Source organism: Eubacterium sp. OM08-24, from assembly GCF_003438075.1.
GTDB lineage: Bacteria > Bacillota > Clostridia > Oscillospirales > Acutalibacteraceae > Ruminococcoides.
The window spans coordinates 40,178-55,136 of the sequence record NZ_QSTA01000005.1 but is presented as its reverse complement, the minus strand read 5'-3'; the positions used below and the strand labels follow the sequence as shown (position 1 = coordinate 55,136).

The window sequence follows — 14,959 nt, the reverse complement described above, 5'->3', positions numbered from 1 at the left end:
TCATAAATGTAGTGAAAGGGCAGAGGGACTGTCCTCACATCATTCAGAAGGAATGAAAAAATAATTTATTTTTATGAAAGAAGGAAATATCCGATGAAAAAGATTTTTGCCGTTCTTTTGGCAAGCATGATGGCTGCAACAGCTCTCGTTGGCTGTGGCGGTTCAGGTGAAAGCAGCACAGCTGCAAACTCGAACGCTTCAGGTTCAGGCGCTTCAGCATCATCAGATTTGTTTGGCGACGAGGATAACATTACACTTAAAGTATGGGCTCCTGATAAGGCAGTTTCTACTTTTGAAAAAGAGTGCGAGGCATTCAAGGCTCTTTATCCGGACAAGAAGATTGATATTACAGTAGTTGCTCAGACTGAGAAAGATGCTGCTACAAACCTTCTTAACGATGCCTCAGCTGCTGCTGATGTATTCGGTTTCGCAAGTGACCAGCTCAACAAGCTCGTAAACGCAAAGGTTATTTCTAAGGTTGCTTTTGCTGACGAAGTTAAGGCAAGAGATACAGCTGAGGCAGTTTCAGCTGCTACAATGAATGATACACTTTACGCTTATCCGGAAACAGGCGATAACGGTTACTACCTCGTATATGACAAGTCAGTAGTTTCTGACGAGCAGGCAGGCAGATTTGAGGATGTCCTCGAAGCTTGTAAGGCCGGAGGTAAGAAGTTCATCATGAACGCAGGTGATGGTTTCTACGCATGCGTATTCACATTCACAGGCGGTCTTAAGACCGATGGTCTTGAGGATGACGGCATGACTCAGAAGTTCACAGATTATGATGAGGCCGAGGTAGTTTCAACACTCCAGGCTTTCTCAAAGCTTATACACGACTATAAGGGTACATTCCAGTCACTTTCAATAGACGCTATTTCTTCCGGTTTCACACAGAAGTCTTGCGGTGCCGGTATCGACGGTTCTTGGAACACAGTTGCTGACAAGGAAGCTCTTGGCGACAACTTCGGTGCAGCTAAGCTCCCAACAATCGATGTAAACGGCGAAGCTAAGCAGATGATTTCAATGCTCGGTTACAAGTTCATCGGCGTAAACGCTGCTTCTAAGTTCCCGCGTTCAGCTCAGATCCTTGCTAACTATCTCACAGGCGAAGAGTGTCAGAGAGAAAGAGCTACAGAGCTCGGTTGGGGTCCTTCAAACCAGACTGTAAACGGTGAAGAAGTTGTTACAGGCAGTGCAGTACTTACAGCTATCGCTGAACAGGGCAAGTTCGCTGTACCACAGGTAAATATGTCTCAAACATTCTGGGATCCATATGCAAACCTCGGTAACAAGCTCATTGCTGACGACACAGATCCTTCAAACGCTGACTTCTTCAAGCAGTTACTCACAGACACAATCGCAAACGTAAGAGACGAATAATTTAAGATTTCACAATAAATCTTCTCAATACTCGTGGGGCTCTCAAGTCGCTGAGAGCCCCATTGAGTGACTCGTTATCAATGTCGCAGACATTGTATTAATTTACACCAAACTACTAATGTATTTATGATGCTGATTGATAACGCAAAATATATTATTAGTTTGGTGTAAGTTTTGCAAACTATTTTAAGGAGAGCTTATTAATGAAATATATTGATTATGTTCAGCTTAATCCTTTCCAGAGGTTTGCCTATAATGCTAAAAACTTTTTTAAAGCTTTGCCCGGTAGAGTGGCAGGCTTTTTTAAAGCAATAGGAAATGCTATTGTAAAGTTTATCACAGGCATTGGCAAGGGATTTGCTAACTACGGCAAAACCTTTGTAAACGGAGATATTATGACAAAGCTTTCTTACCTTATCTTTGGTATCGGCGATATTTCAAAGGGTAAGTACTACAAGGGTGTATTATTCTTTGCAGCGGAAGTTTTGTATATTCTCTATATGGCTTCCTTCGGTTGGGGTTACATTTCAAAGTTCGGTACACTTGGTACTGTAAAGACAATGCAGGTTGAAGACGGTCCTTTCACAAAGACTGTATTCGGCGATAACTCAATGCTTATTCTTCTTTATTCTGTACTTACTATTGTAATCACAATAGCTGTATTTGTAGTTTACATTGCAAATATTAAAGATGCGTACAGAAACCAGCTCCTCGTAGCTGCAGGCAAAAAGCCTACATCATTAAGAACAGATGTTAAGGATTTCCTCGATGGCAAATATCACATCACACTTTTATCTTTCCCGGTGTTGATGATTGGTGTCTTCCAGATTCTCCCCCTCATCTTTATGATTCTTATTGCATTTACAAACTATGATGCTAAGCACCTCCCACCTGGTGAACTTTTCACATGGGTTGGTTTTGGCAACTTTACATCAGTATTCGATATTGCCGGTTCTGCAACAAGAGCTACAACATTTATCGGTCTTGCAAAGTGGACAATTATCTGGGCTGTTTGTGCTACATTCACAAACTACATACTCGGTATGATTGTTGCTCTTATGATTAACAAAAAAGGCATTAAGTTCAAAGCTTTATGGAGAACACTTTTTGTTATTGCAATCGCTGTTCCACAGTTCGTATCACTTCTTCTTATGAACCAGATGCTTCAGGTTGATGGTGCATTCAACGTATTACTTACAGATATTGCCCGTTTGTTTGACCCAAGCGCTGCCGAAGTCCAAGTTAAGTGGGTAGCATCTGACCCAACACTCGCAAAAGTTGTTGTAATTATTGTAAACCTTTGGGTTGGTATTCCATACACAATCCTTTCAATGTCAGGTATTCTTATGAATATTCCTGAGGACCTTTATGAGTCAGCTCGTATTGACGGTGCAGGCCCTGTAAAGACATTTACAAGCATTACACTTCCATATATGCTCTTCGTAACAGCTCCACAGCTTATTACACAGTTCGTTGGTAACATCAATAACTTTAACGTTATTTACCTCCTTACAGGCGGTGGCCCAACAACAGAGCAGTACTATCAGGCAGGTCATACAGATATCCTTGTAACATGGTTGTTCAAATTGACAATGACTCAGCAGGACTACAACCTTGCTGCCGCAATCGGTATCATTGTATTTATCATCTGCGCAGTACTTTCACTTATTGTATTTAACTCATCTAAATCAGCAAGAGACGAGGAGGCATTCTCATGATAAAAAGCTACAAACTCAGAAGAGGTATAGCAAATACACTTATCTACATTCTCCTTGCTGTCCTCGGATTTATCTGGATTTGCCCATTCATCTATCTCTTGATGCATTCGTTCCGTGCTGAGGGTGTTACAGTTGTAAACTATATTATCCCTAAGCAGTGGACTTTCCAGAACTATATTGACCTTTTCACAGGCGGCGGTACACTTAACTTTACAAAATGGTTTGTAAACACATTTGTTGTTGCATGCTTTAGCTGCGTAATTTCTACAATTTCTGTACTTATGGTAAGTTACGCATTCAGCCGTTTAAGATTTAAATCTCGTAAGAAATTCATCAATGTTGGTATGATCCTCGGTATGTTCCCCGGATTTATGACAATGATTGCTATCTATTACCTCTTAAAGGCAATGGGTCTTACACAGACACTCGTAGCACTTGTAATTTGTTACAGTGCCGGTGCAGGTCTTGGTTATCAGATTTCAAAGGGCTTCTTTGATACAATTCCAAGAGCTCTTGACGAGGCGGCAACTATTGACGGTGCAACTAAGAACCAGATTTTCTGGAAGATAATTCTTCCTATGTCAAAACCAATCGTAGTTTATACAGTTCTTACATCATTCATCGGACCTTGGACAGACTTTATTCTTGCTAAGATCATCATGGGTGATAACCGTGACAACTACACTGTTGCTATCGGCTTACAGCTTATGATTGACCTTGACTTTAAGACACAGTACTACAAGCAGTTCCTTGCAGGTTCAGTAGTAGTTGCTGTTCCGATTACACTTCTCTTCCTCAAGATGCAGAAGTATTATGTCGAAGGTGTAACAGCCGGTGGCGTAAAGGGTTAATCGAATATTTTGCACAGTTTTGGGTGGCAGTCTTTGGCTGCCATCCATTTTTCATTAATGGTTATGTTTTTTACGCAAAGCTTAGTTTAATAAATTTAAAATTTAGGTCAACCCTTTTTAAAGGGTTGCGGGTTTGGGCAGAGCCCATAAAATGATAAAAATTTACTGATTTGATATATTAACAAACAGCTGTAATTTATAAAATATAATAACTGAATCTTAGATTAATTGATGCTTTAAAATAAAACAAAAGTCAAGATTAATGAGTGGCAGAAAGTAAAAAAGTAACACTTTACCCTCAGTAGAGAAAAGGTATTCTAAAGGAAGCAAAAGTTTGCGTGTGTGGCTAATTTGCCCTTAAAAAGTGGCAAATTAGTAGTTTAAGTAGCGCTACTTTCCCTTTTATTGCTGTCGCATTTGGCTCACACTGTTGTATTCAGGTCGCCAAACGGCAAGCCGTTTGACTATTAAAAATTTGCGATAGCTTAAAGTTTTTGCGGGCGTTGCCCACACCCACAACCTTTGAAAAGGTTGACCAAACTTTTTGCTTTTTATGGAATGAATAGATTGTTGATTTTTTTACTTCCTTGTATAACTAAAATTGGCTCAAAACCATAACATATTATCCTAATCAAACCTTAAAAATGACCAGAAAAATAAAGGAGAGTTTATGAAAAAATTATTTTCGCTATTACTTGTTGCTATAATTGCGGCAAGTGCTTTACTTACAGGTTGCGGTACGCAGGAATATCAAGACCCTGTCGATACCCTGACAGCAACAGCCTCAACAGATAAGTATCGCAACTATTATCAGATATTTGTAAATTCGTTTGCAGACTCTAATGGAGATCAGATTGGCGATTTGCAGGGAATTATAGATCATCTTGATTATCTTAATGACGGAGATCCAAACACAGGCAATGACCTCGGTGTAGACGGTATCTGGCTTACTCCGATTATGCCGTCACCGTCATATCATAAGTATGATGTAACCGATTACTACAACATAGATCCCGACTTCGGCACACTCGAAACTTTCGATAAACTTGTGTCGGAGTGTCACAAGAGAGGTATTAATCTTATAATCGACCTCGTTTTAAATCACGCATCTTCACAGCACCCATATTATTTAAAGGCGGTTGAGGAGGTTGAAAAGGGAAACCTTGACGGCTATGCTCAGTATTTTGAAATTCACCCGACTTCATACTTCGCTTCGGACACACAAACAAATTATCTTTCTCACGCTATGGCTTGTGAGGCAAACTTCTCTAACGAAATGCCTGAGTGGAACTTAAATTCTGATAAAACAAGGGAAGAATTTGCTAATATTTCAAAATTCTGGCTCGACAGAGGTGTTGACGGCTTTAGACTTGACGCAGTTAAGTATTTTACAAATAAGTCAACCGACGGTACAGAATTTTTGACATGGTTCTATGATAAGTGTAAGGAAACCAATCCTAATGTATATGTTGTAGGCGAAAACTGGGACGATGACTCGCAAATTCAGGAAATTTTCAAATCGGGTATCGACAGTCAGTTTGCCTTTAAATTCTCTCAGACAAGCGGTACACTCACCACAGAGGTTATTGCTGAGCGTGGTATATCAATCGCTAAAAAGGTAATGAATTATAACGAAAAAATGTACTCAAACAATGAGAATTATATTCCGACAATGTTCCTTTCAAACCACGATATGGTAAGAAGTGCAAATTCTCTCGAACCGCAGGGACTCAGCTATGAAAAAATGGCGGCGGCTTTGTATTTGCTTTTCCCTGGAACTCCGTTTATTTATTATGGTGAGGAAATAGGAATTACCGCTCCAAACACAACCTCGGATTCAGCCTACCGCACACCGATGATTTTTGACAGCAATAACCTGCCGAATATTTGGGTAAACGGTGTTGGTGATGTTGCGAAAGATACTAAATACGGCGGCGCTAAGCAACAGCAGGCTGACCCCAATTCTTTACTTAGCTTTTACAGCAGAATTATAAAAATCAAAAATCAGAATCCTGAGATTGCTCGTGGCAAAATTACAGGACTTCAAACCTTTGACAATACGGCTATTTGTGCTTACTATGTTGAGTATAACGGCACAAAGCTGATGATTATTCATAATATGAATGCAGAGGAAAACGCAGAGCTTACCATTACCGATGATATGATAGCTAATCCTGAAATCAGAGCAGAGCTTGTTGCAAGCTCACCTGTTGACAAGGACGGTGCTTTTACCTCAACAGAGGATGAAAACGCTGTTTATCAGCACACAGCTATAAAAGACGGTGTGCTTACAATGCCTGCACAGTCAACGGTAATTTTAAAGACAGCAGAAAATTCAAAATAATTTTGAATTTTCGCTTTAAAGTGCTAAAATGCTATTGACATTTAAAAAATTCCGCTATATAATAGTATTAATTTATAAGATAAACCATTGAGCAAGAGTAGTAAGATTAATCGGCGCTTTCAGAGAGTCGGCGGTTGGTGTGAGCCGATAGTTGAGATTTTTCCGAATGGACTTGTGAGGGCGGACCGAAAGAGTATTCGAGTAGTTTCCGACGGAGCCTGACCGTTAAAGCAGGAGGCATATGTCAGTATGCTGTAAGAGTGGGCGGAATTTCCGTCAATTTGGGTGGTACCACAGAAGTCGTTTCAGACCTTTGTCCCTTAGTAGGGACAAAGGTCTTTTTATTTGAATTTTTTATAAAGGGTGAGATAAATGATTAAACCGTCTTATGATGAGGTAATGTCAATTAAAGATGAATACGATGTTATCCCTGTATACAAGGAAGTTTACGCCGATTCAGTCACTCCGATTACATTACTCAGAAAAATTCTTCAAAAGTCAGACAAGTGCTTTCTCCTGGAGAGTATAGAGGGCGGTGTAAAGTGGGGCAGATACTCATTTATCGGCTGTAACCCAAAGGCAAGACTTGTTTACAAAAACGGAGTTCTTACAATTACAGGCGAGGGCGAAAAAACAATCACAACCGCCAAGCCGTATGAAGAAATCCGAAACTATATGAAAAATTACAAAAATCCTCGTTTTGAAGATTTGCCACCGTTTACAGGCGGTCTTGTGGGATATTACGGATATGCAATGATTGCGGTAAGCGAGCCGATTTTGAAATTGCAGGAAAGCGAAACAAATGATTTTGACTTGATGCTTTTTGACAAGATAATTGCTTATGACCATCTCAGAGAGAAAATGACGGTTATAGTTAATATGAAAACCTATGACCCCAAAAGGCAGTATGAGCAGGCTGTAAATGACATAAACGAAATTATAAGTACAATTACAGACCTGGCACCTTTACTTAAGCTTGAAAGCGACAGGAATGTTGAGTTTAAGAGCACATACACAGAGCAAGAGTTTTGTGATATGGTTAATAAAACAAAGGAATATATTTTCAATGGTGACATTTTCCAGTGCGTTGTATCACGAAGATTTGAAACCGAGTACAACGGTTCACTTTTGAACGCTTACAGAGTGCTGAGAATTACAAATCCATCACCATATATGGTGTATATGAATATTGAGGGTGATGAGATAATAAGCACATCGCCCGAAACCTTGGTTAAATTGCAGAACGGTGTTTTAAATACATTCCCGATTGCAGGTTCAAGACCGAGAGGCGCTACAAAAGAGGAAGATGACGCACTTGCCGATGAGCTTATTAATGACGAAAAAGAGCTTGCAGAGCACAATATGCTTGTTGACCTTGGAAGAAACGATATTGGCAAAATTTCAAAATTCAATTCCGTAAAGGTGACCTCATATCAGCAGATTTTAAGATATTCAAAGATAATGCACATTTGCAGTGAGGTTGAGGGCAAACTCAAAGACGGACTTGACGCCTTTGATGCAGTAGAGTCACTGCTTCCGGCAGGCACACTTTCGGGTGCACCGAAAATCAGAGCTTGTCAGATTATAGACGAACTTGAAAAAACCCCTCGCGGAGTGTATGGCGGTGCGCTGGGATATGTAGATTTTAACGGAAATCTTGACACTTGCATTGCCATAAGAATGGCAGTTAAAAAGGGCAACAAGGTATATGTTCAGGCAGGCGCGGGAATTGTTGCAGACAGCGACCCTAAGTCGGAGTATCTTGAAACCTACAATAAGGCGCTTGCGGTAATAAATGCAGTTAAAAATGCGGGAGAGGTTGAAGCTATATGATTTTATTTATAGATAATTACGACAGCTTTACTTATAATCTTGTTCAGTATTGCGGAAGTATTAATCCCGATATAAAGGTAGTGAGAAATGACGAAGTAACGGTTGACGAAATCAGACAGCTTAATCCTACTCACATTATCCTTTCGCCTGGGCCGGGTTATCCAAAAGACGCAGGCGTGTGTGAAAAAGTTATCAGAGAGCTTAAAGGAGAATTTCCTATTCTCGGCATATGCCTCGGACATCAGGCAATATGCGAGGTGTTTGGCGCTGAGATTACAAGAGCCGTAAAACTTATGCATGGCAAAAAGAGCAACATTAACCTTGACAACAGTTGTAAGATTTTTGCCGATTTGCCAAAGGTAGTTGACGGTGCGAGATACCATTCTTTGATTGCAAAAAAGGATACCGTTCCCGATGAGCTTATAGTTACGGCAGAGGACGATATGGGCGAGGTTATGGCAGTTCGCCACAGAGATTACGAAATTTACGGATTACAGTTCCACCCTGAGTCAATTTTAACTTCTCATGGAATGGATATGATACGAAACTTTATTAACAACTGATAAAAAATACATTGAAATGGTGACAGTAATGATTAAGGAAGCAATAAAAAAGGTAGTAGACGGCAACAATCTTACCTATGATGAGGCATCGGCTGTAATGAATGAGATGATGAGCGGTACAGCCACTCAGGCACAGACAGCGGCATTTTTAACAGCACTCAGAATTAAGGGAGAAACCATTGATGAGATTACAGCTTGCGCAACGGTAATGCGTGACAAGGCTCTTCATGTAAAAAGAGATACCGATGTGCTCGATATTGTAGGCACAGGCGGCGACGGAACAGGTACTTTTAATATTTCTACAACAGCGGCATTTGTAGTTGCCGCCGCAGGTATTTCTGTTGCAAAGCATGGCAACCGTTCAATGTCGAGCAAGAGCGGTGCGGCAGATTGTCTGGAGGCTCTTGGAGTTAATCTTACAATAAGCCCGGAAAAAAGTGAAGAAATCCTTAAAAATACAGGCATTTGCTTTATGTTTGCACAGAGCTACCATTCATCAATGCGCTTTGTCGGCCCAGTAAGAAAAGATATAGGAATCAGAAATATTTTCAATGTTTTAGGCCCTCTTACAAACCCTGCATTTGCAAATTTGCAGGTAACAGGCGTATATTCAGAGGCACTTGTAGAGCCGATTGCAAGAGTTTTTGCAAACCTTGGTGTAAAGCGTGGATATGTATTTTACGGAATGGACGGTATGGACGAGGTTACAGTTACCGCCCCTACAAGGGTTTGTGAAATCAACAACGGTAAATTCAGCTCATACGAAATCACACCGGAGCAGTACGGTATGCTGACATACAGCAGTGCAGACCTTGTAGGCGGTGACGGCAAAGAGAATGCGGAGATTACAAAGCAGATTTTAAAAGGCGAGTTAAAGGGAGCAAAGAGAGATATTGTATTGCTTAATTCGGCTCTCGGCATTTGCGCAGGCGGAAAGGCAGAGAATATTGCCGAGGGTATTCGCCTTGCAGAAACTCTTATTGACAGCGGCAAGGCTTATGAAAAACTTGAGCAGTTTGTAAAGGCTACTAACGAATAACGGTGATATTATGATACTTGAAACAATAGCGCAGGCAAACCGAGAAAGATATGCGGAAATTGAAAAGCAAGTACCGCTTGAAGAAATTAAACGCAAGGCGCTTGCCATGGGGATTACAGATGAATTTCCTTTTGAAAAAGCACTTGCAAAAGACGGTATTTCTTATATCTGCGAGGTAAAGAAAGCCTCGCCGTCAAAGGGAATTATTGCCGAGAATTTCCCGTATGTGCAGATTGCCAAAGATTATGAAAACGCAGGAGCGTCAGCAATATCTGTACTCACCGAGCCAAAGTGGTTTAAGGGCGAAAACAGTTATTTGCAGGAAATATCGCAAAATGTAAAAATTCCGCTTTTGCGTAAGGACTTTACGGTTTGCGAATATCAGATATACGAGGCAAAGATAATCGGTGCATCGGCAGTGCTTTTAATTTGTGCATTGCTCGACACCGAAACAATCAGAAAATGGATTAAAATTTGTGATTCACTCGGACTTTCTGCTTTGGTGGAGGCTCACACAGAGGAAGAGGTGCAGTCGGCATTAAACGCAGGAGCAAGAGTGATTGGCGTAAATAACCGTAACTTAAAGGACTTTACAGTTGACCTCACAACCTGCACAAGACTGAGAAAGTTAGTGCCAAAGGAGATTTTATTCGTTGGCGAAAGCGGAATTAAAACCGCCGAAGATGTGCAGGAGCTAAGAGAGGCAGGAGTAAACGGACTTTTAATTGGCGAAACACTTATGAGAAATCCCGATAAAAAGCAGGCGCTTGCAAAGCTAAACGGCGCTGAGTTATAATTATATTAGAATTGTGATAAGGAGATAAAGCAATGTCGAAAGGTAAGTTTGGTATTCATGGCGGACAGTTCGTTCCCGAAACCCTTATGAATGCCGTTAATGAATTTGAAGAAGCATATGAAAAATACAAAAATGACCCTGAGTTTGTATCAGAGCTCGACACACTTATGCGTGAGTATGCCGGCAGACCGTCACTTCTCTATTATGCGGAGAAAATGACAAAGGATTTAGGCGGCGCTAAGATTTACTTAAAGCGTGAGGACTTAAACCATACAGGTTCGCATAAGCTCAATAACTGTCTTGGTCAGTGCTTGCTTGCCAAAAAGATGGGCAAAACAAGAGTAATTGCCGAAACAGGCGCAGGTCAGCATGGTGTAGCAACAGCAACTGTTGCCGCACTTATGGGACTTGAGTGTGAAATTTTTATGGGTAAGGAGGATACAATCCGTCAGGCTCTTAATGTATACAGAATGAAACTTCTCGGCGCAAAGGTAAATGCCGTTGAAACAGGCACAATGACTTTGAAAGACGCAGTAAACGAGGCTATGCGTGAGTGGACTAACAGAGTTGACGATACTCACTATGTACTCGGTTCGGTAATGGGCCCGCATCCGTTCCCAATGGTTGTAAGAGATTTCCAGAGCGTAATCGGTAAGGAAATCAAAGCACAGCTCCTTGAAAAAGAGGGCAGACTTCCTGATGTGGTTATGGCTTGTGTTGGCGGCGGCAGTAACGCTATGGGCGCTTTCTATGACTTTATCGGTGACGAAAGCGTACAGCTTATAGGTTGTGAGGCGGCAGGTCTTGGCGTTGATAATCCTAAGAATGCCGCTACTATCGCAAACGGCACACTCGGTATTTTCCATGGTATGAAGTCATATTTCTGTCAGGATAAGTACGGTCAGATTGCACCTGTATATTCAATTTCAGCAGGTCTTGATTACCCGGGTATCGGCCCTGAACATGCTAACTTAAGCGATACAGGCAGAGCAAAATATGTGCCTGTTACCGATGAAGAGGCAGTAAGCGCATTTGAGTATCTTTCACGCACCGAGGGTATTATCCCTGCTATTGAGAGTGCGCACGCTGTTGCACACTGCATTAAGCTTGCTCCTACAATGAGCAAAGACAGCATTATTGTTGTTAATCTTTCGGGCAGAGGCGATAAGGATGTTGCCGCTATTGCAAGATACAGAGGGGAGAATATTTATGAGTAAGATTAAAGATGCCTTCAAAAACGGCAAGGCTTTTATTCCGTTTGTAACCGCAGGAGATCCTAACCTTGAAACCACAGAAAAGCTCCTCATTGGTATGAGTGAAAACGGCGCAGATATTATTGAAATCGGTATTCCTTTTTCAGATCCGATTGCCGAGGGTGTTGTAATTCAAGAGGCTGACCTTCGCTCTTTGGCGGCAGGCACAACAACAGACAAGATTTTTGATATGGTAAAGGGAATCCGTCCGCAGGTTAAGGCGGCTCTTGCCGTAATGACATATATGAATCCGATTTTTGTTTACGGTACAGACGCATTTATGGCAAAGTGCGCAGAGTGCGGCATTTCTGCTGTAATCGTTCCTGATGTTCCTTTTGAGGAAAAGGCAGAGTTACAGCCGTATTGCGATAAGCACGGTGTAGAGCTTGTTTCGCTTATTGCGCCAACCTCGCATGACAGAATCAAGACCATTGCAAAAGAGTCGCAGGGCTTTGTATATTGCGTTTCATCAATGGGTGTAACAGGTGTAAGAAAAGAAATTACAACAAATATCGGCGAAATGGTTGACCTCGTGCGCTCTGTATGTGATACTCCTTGTGCAGTTGGTTTTGGTATTTCAACTCCTGAGCAGGCAAAGCATATGTCGCAGTACGCAGACGGTGTAATCGTGGGTTCGGCTATTGTAAAAATAGTTGCAAAGTACGGCAAAGATTGCGTAGAGCCTGTTTGTGAGTATGTAAAGCAGATGAAAGAGGCAATGCAGTAATGAGCAGTGTTGACGAACTTCAGAAAGTGATTGATGACAGCCATAGAATAGTTTTCTTTGGTGGCGCAGGAGTATCTACCGAGAGCGGCATTCCCGACTTTAGGAGTGTAGACGGTCTGTATAATCAAAAGTACGATTATCCGCCCGAAACAATACTAAGCCATACATTCTTTGTAAAAAAGACAGAGGAGTTTTATCGTTTTTACAAAGATAAAATGCTCTGCCTTGACAAAAAGCCTAATAAAGCGCATTTAAAACTTGCCGAGCTTGAGAAAGCAGGAAAACTCAGTGCAGTAGTTACTCAAAATATTGACGGACTGCATCAGGCGGCAGGCAGTAAGAGGGTGTATGAACTGCACGGAAGTGTGCTGAGAAATTACTGTATGAAGTGCGGCAAAGCATATACTGCCGAGTTTATTAAAGAGAGCAACGGTATTCCAAAATGCGAATGTTCGGGAATCATCAAGCCTGATGTTGTTTTGTACGAAGAGGGACTTGACGATAAAACCGTAAACGGTGCGGTAAATGCCATTGCGAATGCAGATACACTGATTATTGCAGGCACAAGCCTTACGGTTTACCCTGCCGCAGGTATGGTAAGATATTTTAAAGGAAATAAACTTGTACTGATAAATCGTGATGCAACACCAATGGACAGCGCCGCCGACCTTGTTTTTCACGAAAAGGTCGGAGAGTTACTCGATAAAATTAAAGTCAATATATAAAAGTTTGGTCAACCTTTTCAAAGGTTGTGGGTGTGGGCAAAGCCCACAAATACTTTCAGTTTACGCAATCTGACGATAGCCAAACAAATAGGCGTAAGTATTTGCGAGAGCAATAAAAGAAAATATACTTCATTTACATAGGGGCTGTTTTTTTACAGCTCCTTTAGCTTTGCCCGAAAATTAGTCTTACGGTCAGCACGCTCATCACTGCGGCGGTGAAATCCGCAAGCAGAGCGGCAACAAGGGTATGGCGGATTTTTTTTACCTTAATACTGCCAAAATACATTGCCACAGCATAAAATGTGGTTTCAGACGAGCCTGCAAGTACCGATGCCACCCGTCCTGCAAAACTGTCCGGACCGCAGTCCTCATACAAAGCCGTAAGCAATGCTGTTGAGCCACTGCCCGATACGGGGCGCAGCAGAACCATTGGCACAATTTCCTTTGGAAATCCGAGAATGTCGGCAAGCGGTGAAATAAAATTGCATATAACATCAATTGCTCCGCTTGACCTCAGCAAATCAACCGCAAAAACCAAGCCTATAATTGTCGGTGCAATCGTGTATAATACTTTTATGCCCTCCTTAACACCCTTTATAAATAAGTCGAAAACAGGCACTCGTTTTATAAGTCCATAAACCACAACGATTGCTGCAAAAAGCGGCATTATAACAGCCATAGCTTTACCTCGCTTTTTTCAGATTTAAGGTACAGGCAACAGTAAGCGCCACCGTCAGTGCGGTAGCCGAGCTTATCCAGATTGCGGTTATAACCTCAAATGGCGCATTGCTGCCGTAGCTTTGGCGCAGGGTTGCAAGCGTGGTAGGCAACAGCTGCAAAGAGGCAGTGTTGAGTACCACAAAAATTACCATTTCATTGCTTGCAGTGTCAGAGCAGTTGTTTAGTCTGTTAAGTTCTCCCATTGCTTTCAGTCCAAATGGTGTGGCGGCATTGCCAAGCCCTAAGAGGTTTGCGCTTATGTTCATTGTTATGCTTTTAAATGCCTCGCTGTTTCTATCAAGTTTAGGGAATAAGGGTCGCAGCAGAGGTGCGAAAAGTTTTGAAATGAGGGCGGTAAATCCGCTTTCCTCGGCAATTTTCATTATGCCGGACCATAAGCACAAAATTCCTGCCATTGTCAACAGCAGTTCTATTGATGACGAACCGCTTTCAATTAAAGCGGAAGAGAGCGACTCTGTTTTGCCGAGAAACAGTGCCGACAGCACGCTGATGATTATTAATCCTGCCCATACATAACCAAGCATTATTTCACCGACCTTAAAAATCTAAATATAGTATCAAAAATAAAGCAAATATGACAAAAATCGTTACAAAAATGTATTTATAAATATTATTTGGTAATTATTGACATATTAACCGTAAAATGGTATAATGATACAGCAATAAAAATTGTCAACCTGTCACTTCGGTTAAGGTTTACAATTTAAAAATACGAACAGAAAACTGTTCAGAAAGGGAGAAGATGTAATGATATTTACTAATTTCAGAGAAATTGACGGAGCAGGCAGAATTGTAATATCAAAGGATATTCGCAACCACCTTAATATCAAAGCAGGCGATGTATTGCATATTGAGGCAGATAATGATTGCATTACAATTAAAAAAGCGGAAGAAAAGTGCATTTTCTGCAATTCATCCGAAAATCTGAAATGTCTTAAGGGCAAATTTATATGCTCAAATTGTATCAACAAACTTAATAATTAATT

At 41.2% G+C, this 14,959-nt stretch carries 14 protein-coding genes and 1 other annotated feature; of the genes, 12 read left to right on the top strand and 2 right to left on the bottom strand.

The window, feature by feature from the left end:
• Window positions 1-93: 93 nt before the first annotated feature.
• The 11 genes from DXC23_RS08785 (at window position 94) to DXC23_RS08735 (ending at window position 13,232) form a co-directional block, all read left to right on the top strand.
• Window positions 94-1,383 carry an extracellular solute-binding protein gene (locus DXC23_RS08785; protein WP_117705740.1) on the top strand — a complete coding sequence of 430 codons (1,290 nt, stop codon included), beginning with the start codon at window positions 94-96 and terminating at the stop codon, window positions 1,381-1,383.
• A 203-nt stretch (window positions 1,384-1,586) separates the two neighbouring features.
• Entirely contained in the window at window positions 1,587-3,101 is a 1,515-nt protein-coding gene (locus tag DXC23_RS08780) for a sugar ABC transporter permease (protein WP_117705739.1), read from the top strand.
• A complete protein-coding gene (locus DXC23_RS08775) occupies window positions 3,098-3,952 on the top strand; it encodes a sugar ABC transporter permease (RefSeq protein WP_117705738.1) in 855 nt (284 codons plus the stop codon). The genes DXC23_RS08780 and DXC23_RS08775 overlap by 4 nt, the downstream gene beginning before the upstream one ends.
• A 670-nt stretch (window positions 3,953-4,622) precedes the next feature.
• Window positions 4,623-6,296 carry an alpha-amylase family glycosyl hydrolase gene (locus DXC23_RS08770; RefSeq protein ID WP_117705737.1) on the top strand — a complete coding sequence of 558 codons (1,674 nt, stop codon included), beginning with the start codon at window positions 4,623-4,625 and terminating at the stop codon, window positions 6,294-6,296.
• Between the two features lie 78 nt (window positions 6,297-6,374).
• Window positions 6,375-6,620, top strand: a binding site (T-box leader).
• A gap of 48 nt (window positions 6,621-6,668) precedes the next feature.
• Window positions 6,669-8,129 (top strand): anthranilate synthase component I, encoded by a 1,461-nt coding sequence (gene trpE, locus DXC23_RS08765; RefSeq protein WP_117705736.1) that lies wholly within the window; start codon window positions 6,669-6,671, stop codon window positions 8,127-8,129.
• Entirely contained in the window at window positions 8,126-8,692 is a 567-nt protein-coding gene (locus DXC23_RS08760; RefSeq protein WP_117705735.1) for an aminodeoxychorismate/anthranilate synthase component II, read from the top strand. The genes trpE and DXC23_RS08760 overlap by 4 nt, the downstream gene beginning before the upstream one ends.
• Window positions 8,693-8,720: 28 nt before the next feature.
• The gene (gene trpD, locus DXC23_RS08755; RefSeq protein ID WP_117705734.1) at window positions 8,721-9,731 is read left to right on the top strand and encodes an anthranilate phosphoribosyltransferase; all 1,011 of its coding nucleotides are present in this window, start codon (window positions 8,721-8,723) and stop codon (window positions 9,729-9,731) included.
• 10 nt (window positions 9,732-9,741) lie between these two features.
• Window positions 9,742-10,527, top strand: coding sequence for an indole-3-glycerol phosphate synthase TrpC (trpC, locus tag DXC23_RS08750; protein WP_117705733.1), 786 nt, complete (start codon window positions 9,742-9,744; stop codon window positions 10,525-10,527).
• A 32-nt stretch (window positions 10,528-10,559) separates the two neighbouring features.
• On the top strand, window positions 10,560-11,744 hold the full coding sequence (gene trpB / locus DXC23_RS08745) for a tryptophan synthase subunit beta (RefSeq protein ID WP_117705732.1): 1,185 nt from the start codon (window positions 10,560-10,562) through the stop codon (window positions 11,742-11,744).
• Window positions 11,737-12,507: a tryptophan synthase subunit alpha gene (trpA, locus tag DXC23_RS08740; RefSeq protein WP_117705731.1), complete on the top strand. Its 771-nt coding sequence runs from the start codon at window positions 11,737-11,739 to the stop codon at window positions 12,505-12,507. The genes trpB and trpA overlap by 8 nt, the downstream gene beginning before the upstream one ends.
• Window positions 12,507-13,232 (top strand): NAD-dependent protein deacylase, encoded by a 726-nt coding sequence (locus tag DXC23_RS08735; protein ID WP_117705730.1) that lies wholly within the window; start codon window positions 12,507-12,509, stop codon window positions 13,230-13,232. The genes trpA and DXC23_RS08735 overlap by 1 nt, the downstream gene beginning before the upstream one ends.
• 163 nt (window positions 13,233-13,395) lie before the next feature.
• On the opposite strand, the gene DXC23_RS08730 is transcribed toward DXC23_RS08735, so the two are convergent.
• Entirely contained in the window at window positions 13,396-13,911 is a 516-nt protein-coding gene (locus DXC23_RS08730) for a nucleoside recognition domain-containing protein (RefSeq protein WP_117705729.1), read from the bottom strand.
• Between the two features lie 4 nt (window positions 13,912-13,915).
• Window positions 13,916-14,497 carry a nucleoside recognition domain-containing protein gene (locus DXC23_RS08725; protein WP_117705728.1) on the bottom strand — a complete coding sequence of 194 codons (582 nt, stop codon included), beginning with the start codon at window positions 14,495-14,497 and terminating at the stop codon, window positions 13,916-13,918.
• 223 nt (window positions 14,498-14,720) lie between these two features.
• Here DXC23_RS08725 and DXC23_RS08720 point away from each other — a divergent pair, with 223 nt between their 5' ends.
• Entirely contained in the window at window positions 14,721-14,957 is a 237-nt protein-coding gene (locus tag DXC23_RS08720) for an AbrB/MazE/SpoVT family DNA-binding domain-containing protein (RefSeq protein ID WP_117705727.1), read from the top strand.
• The last annotated feature ends 2 nt before the right edge of the window (window positions 14,958-14,959 follow it).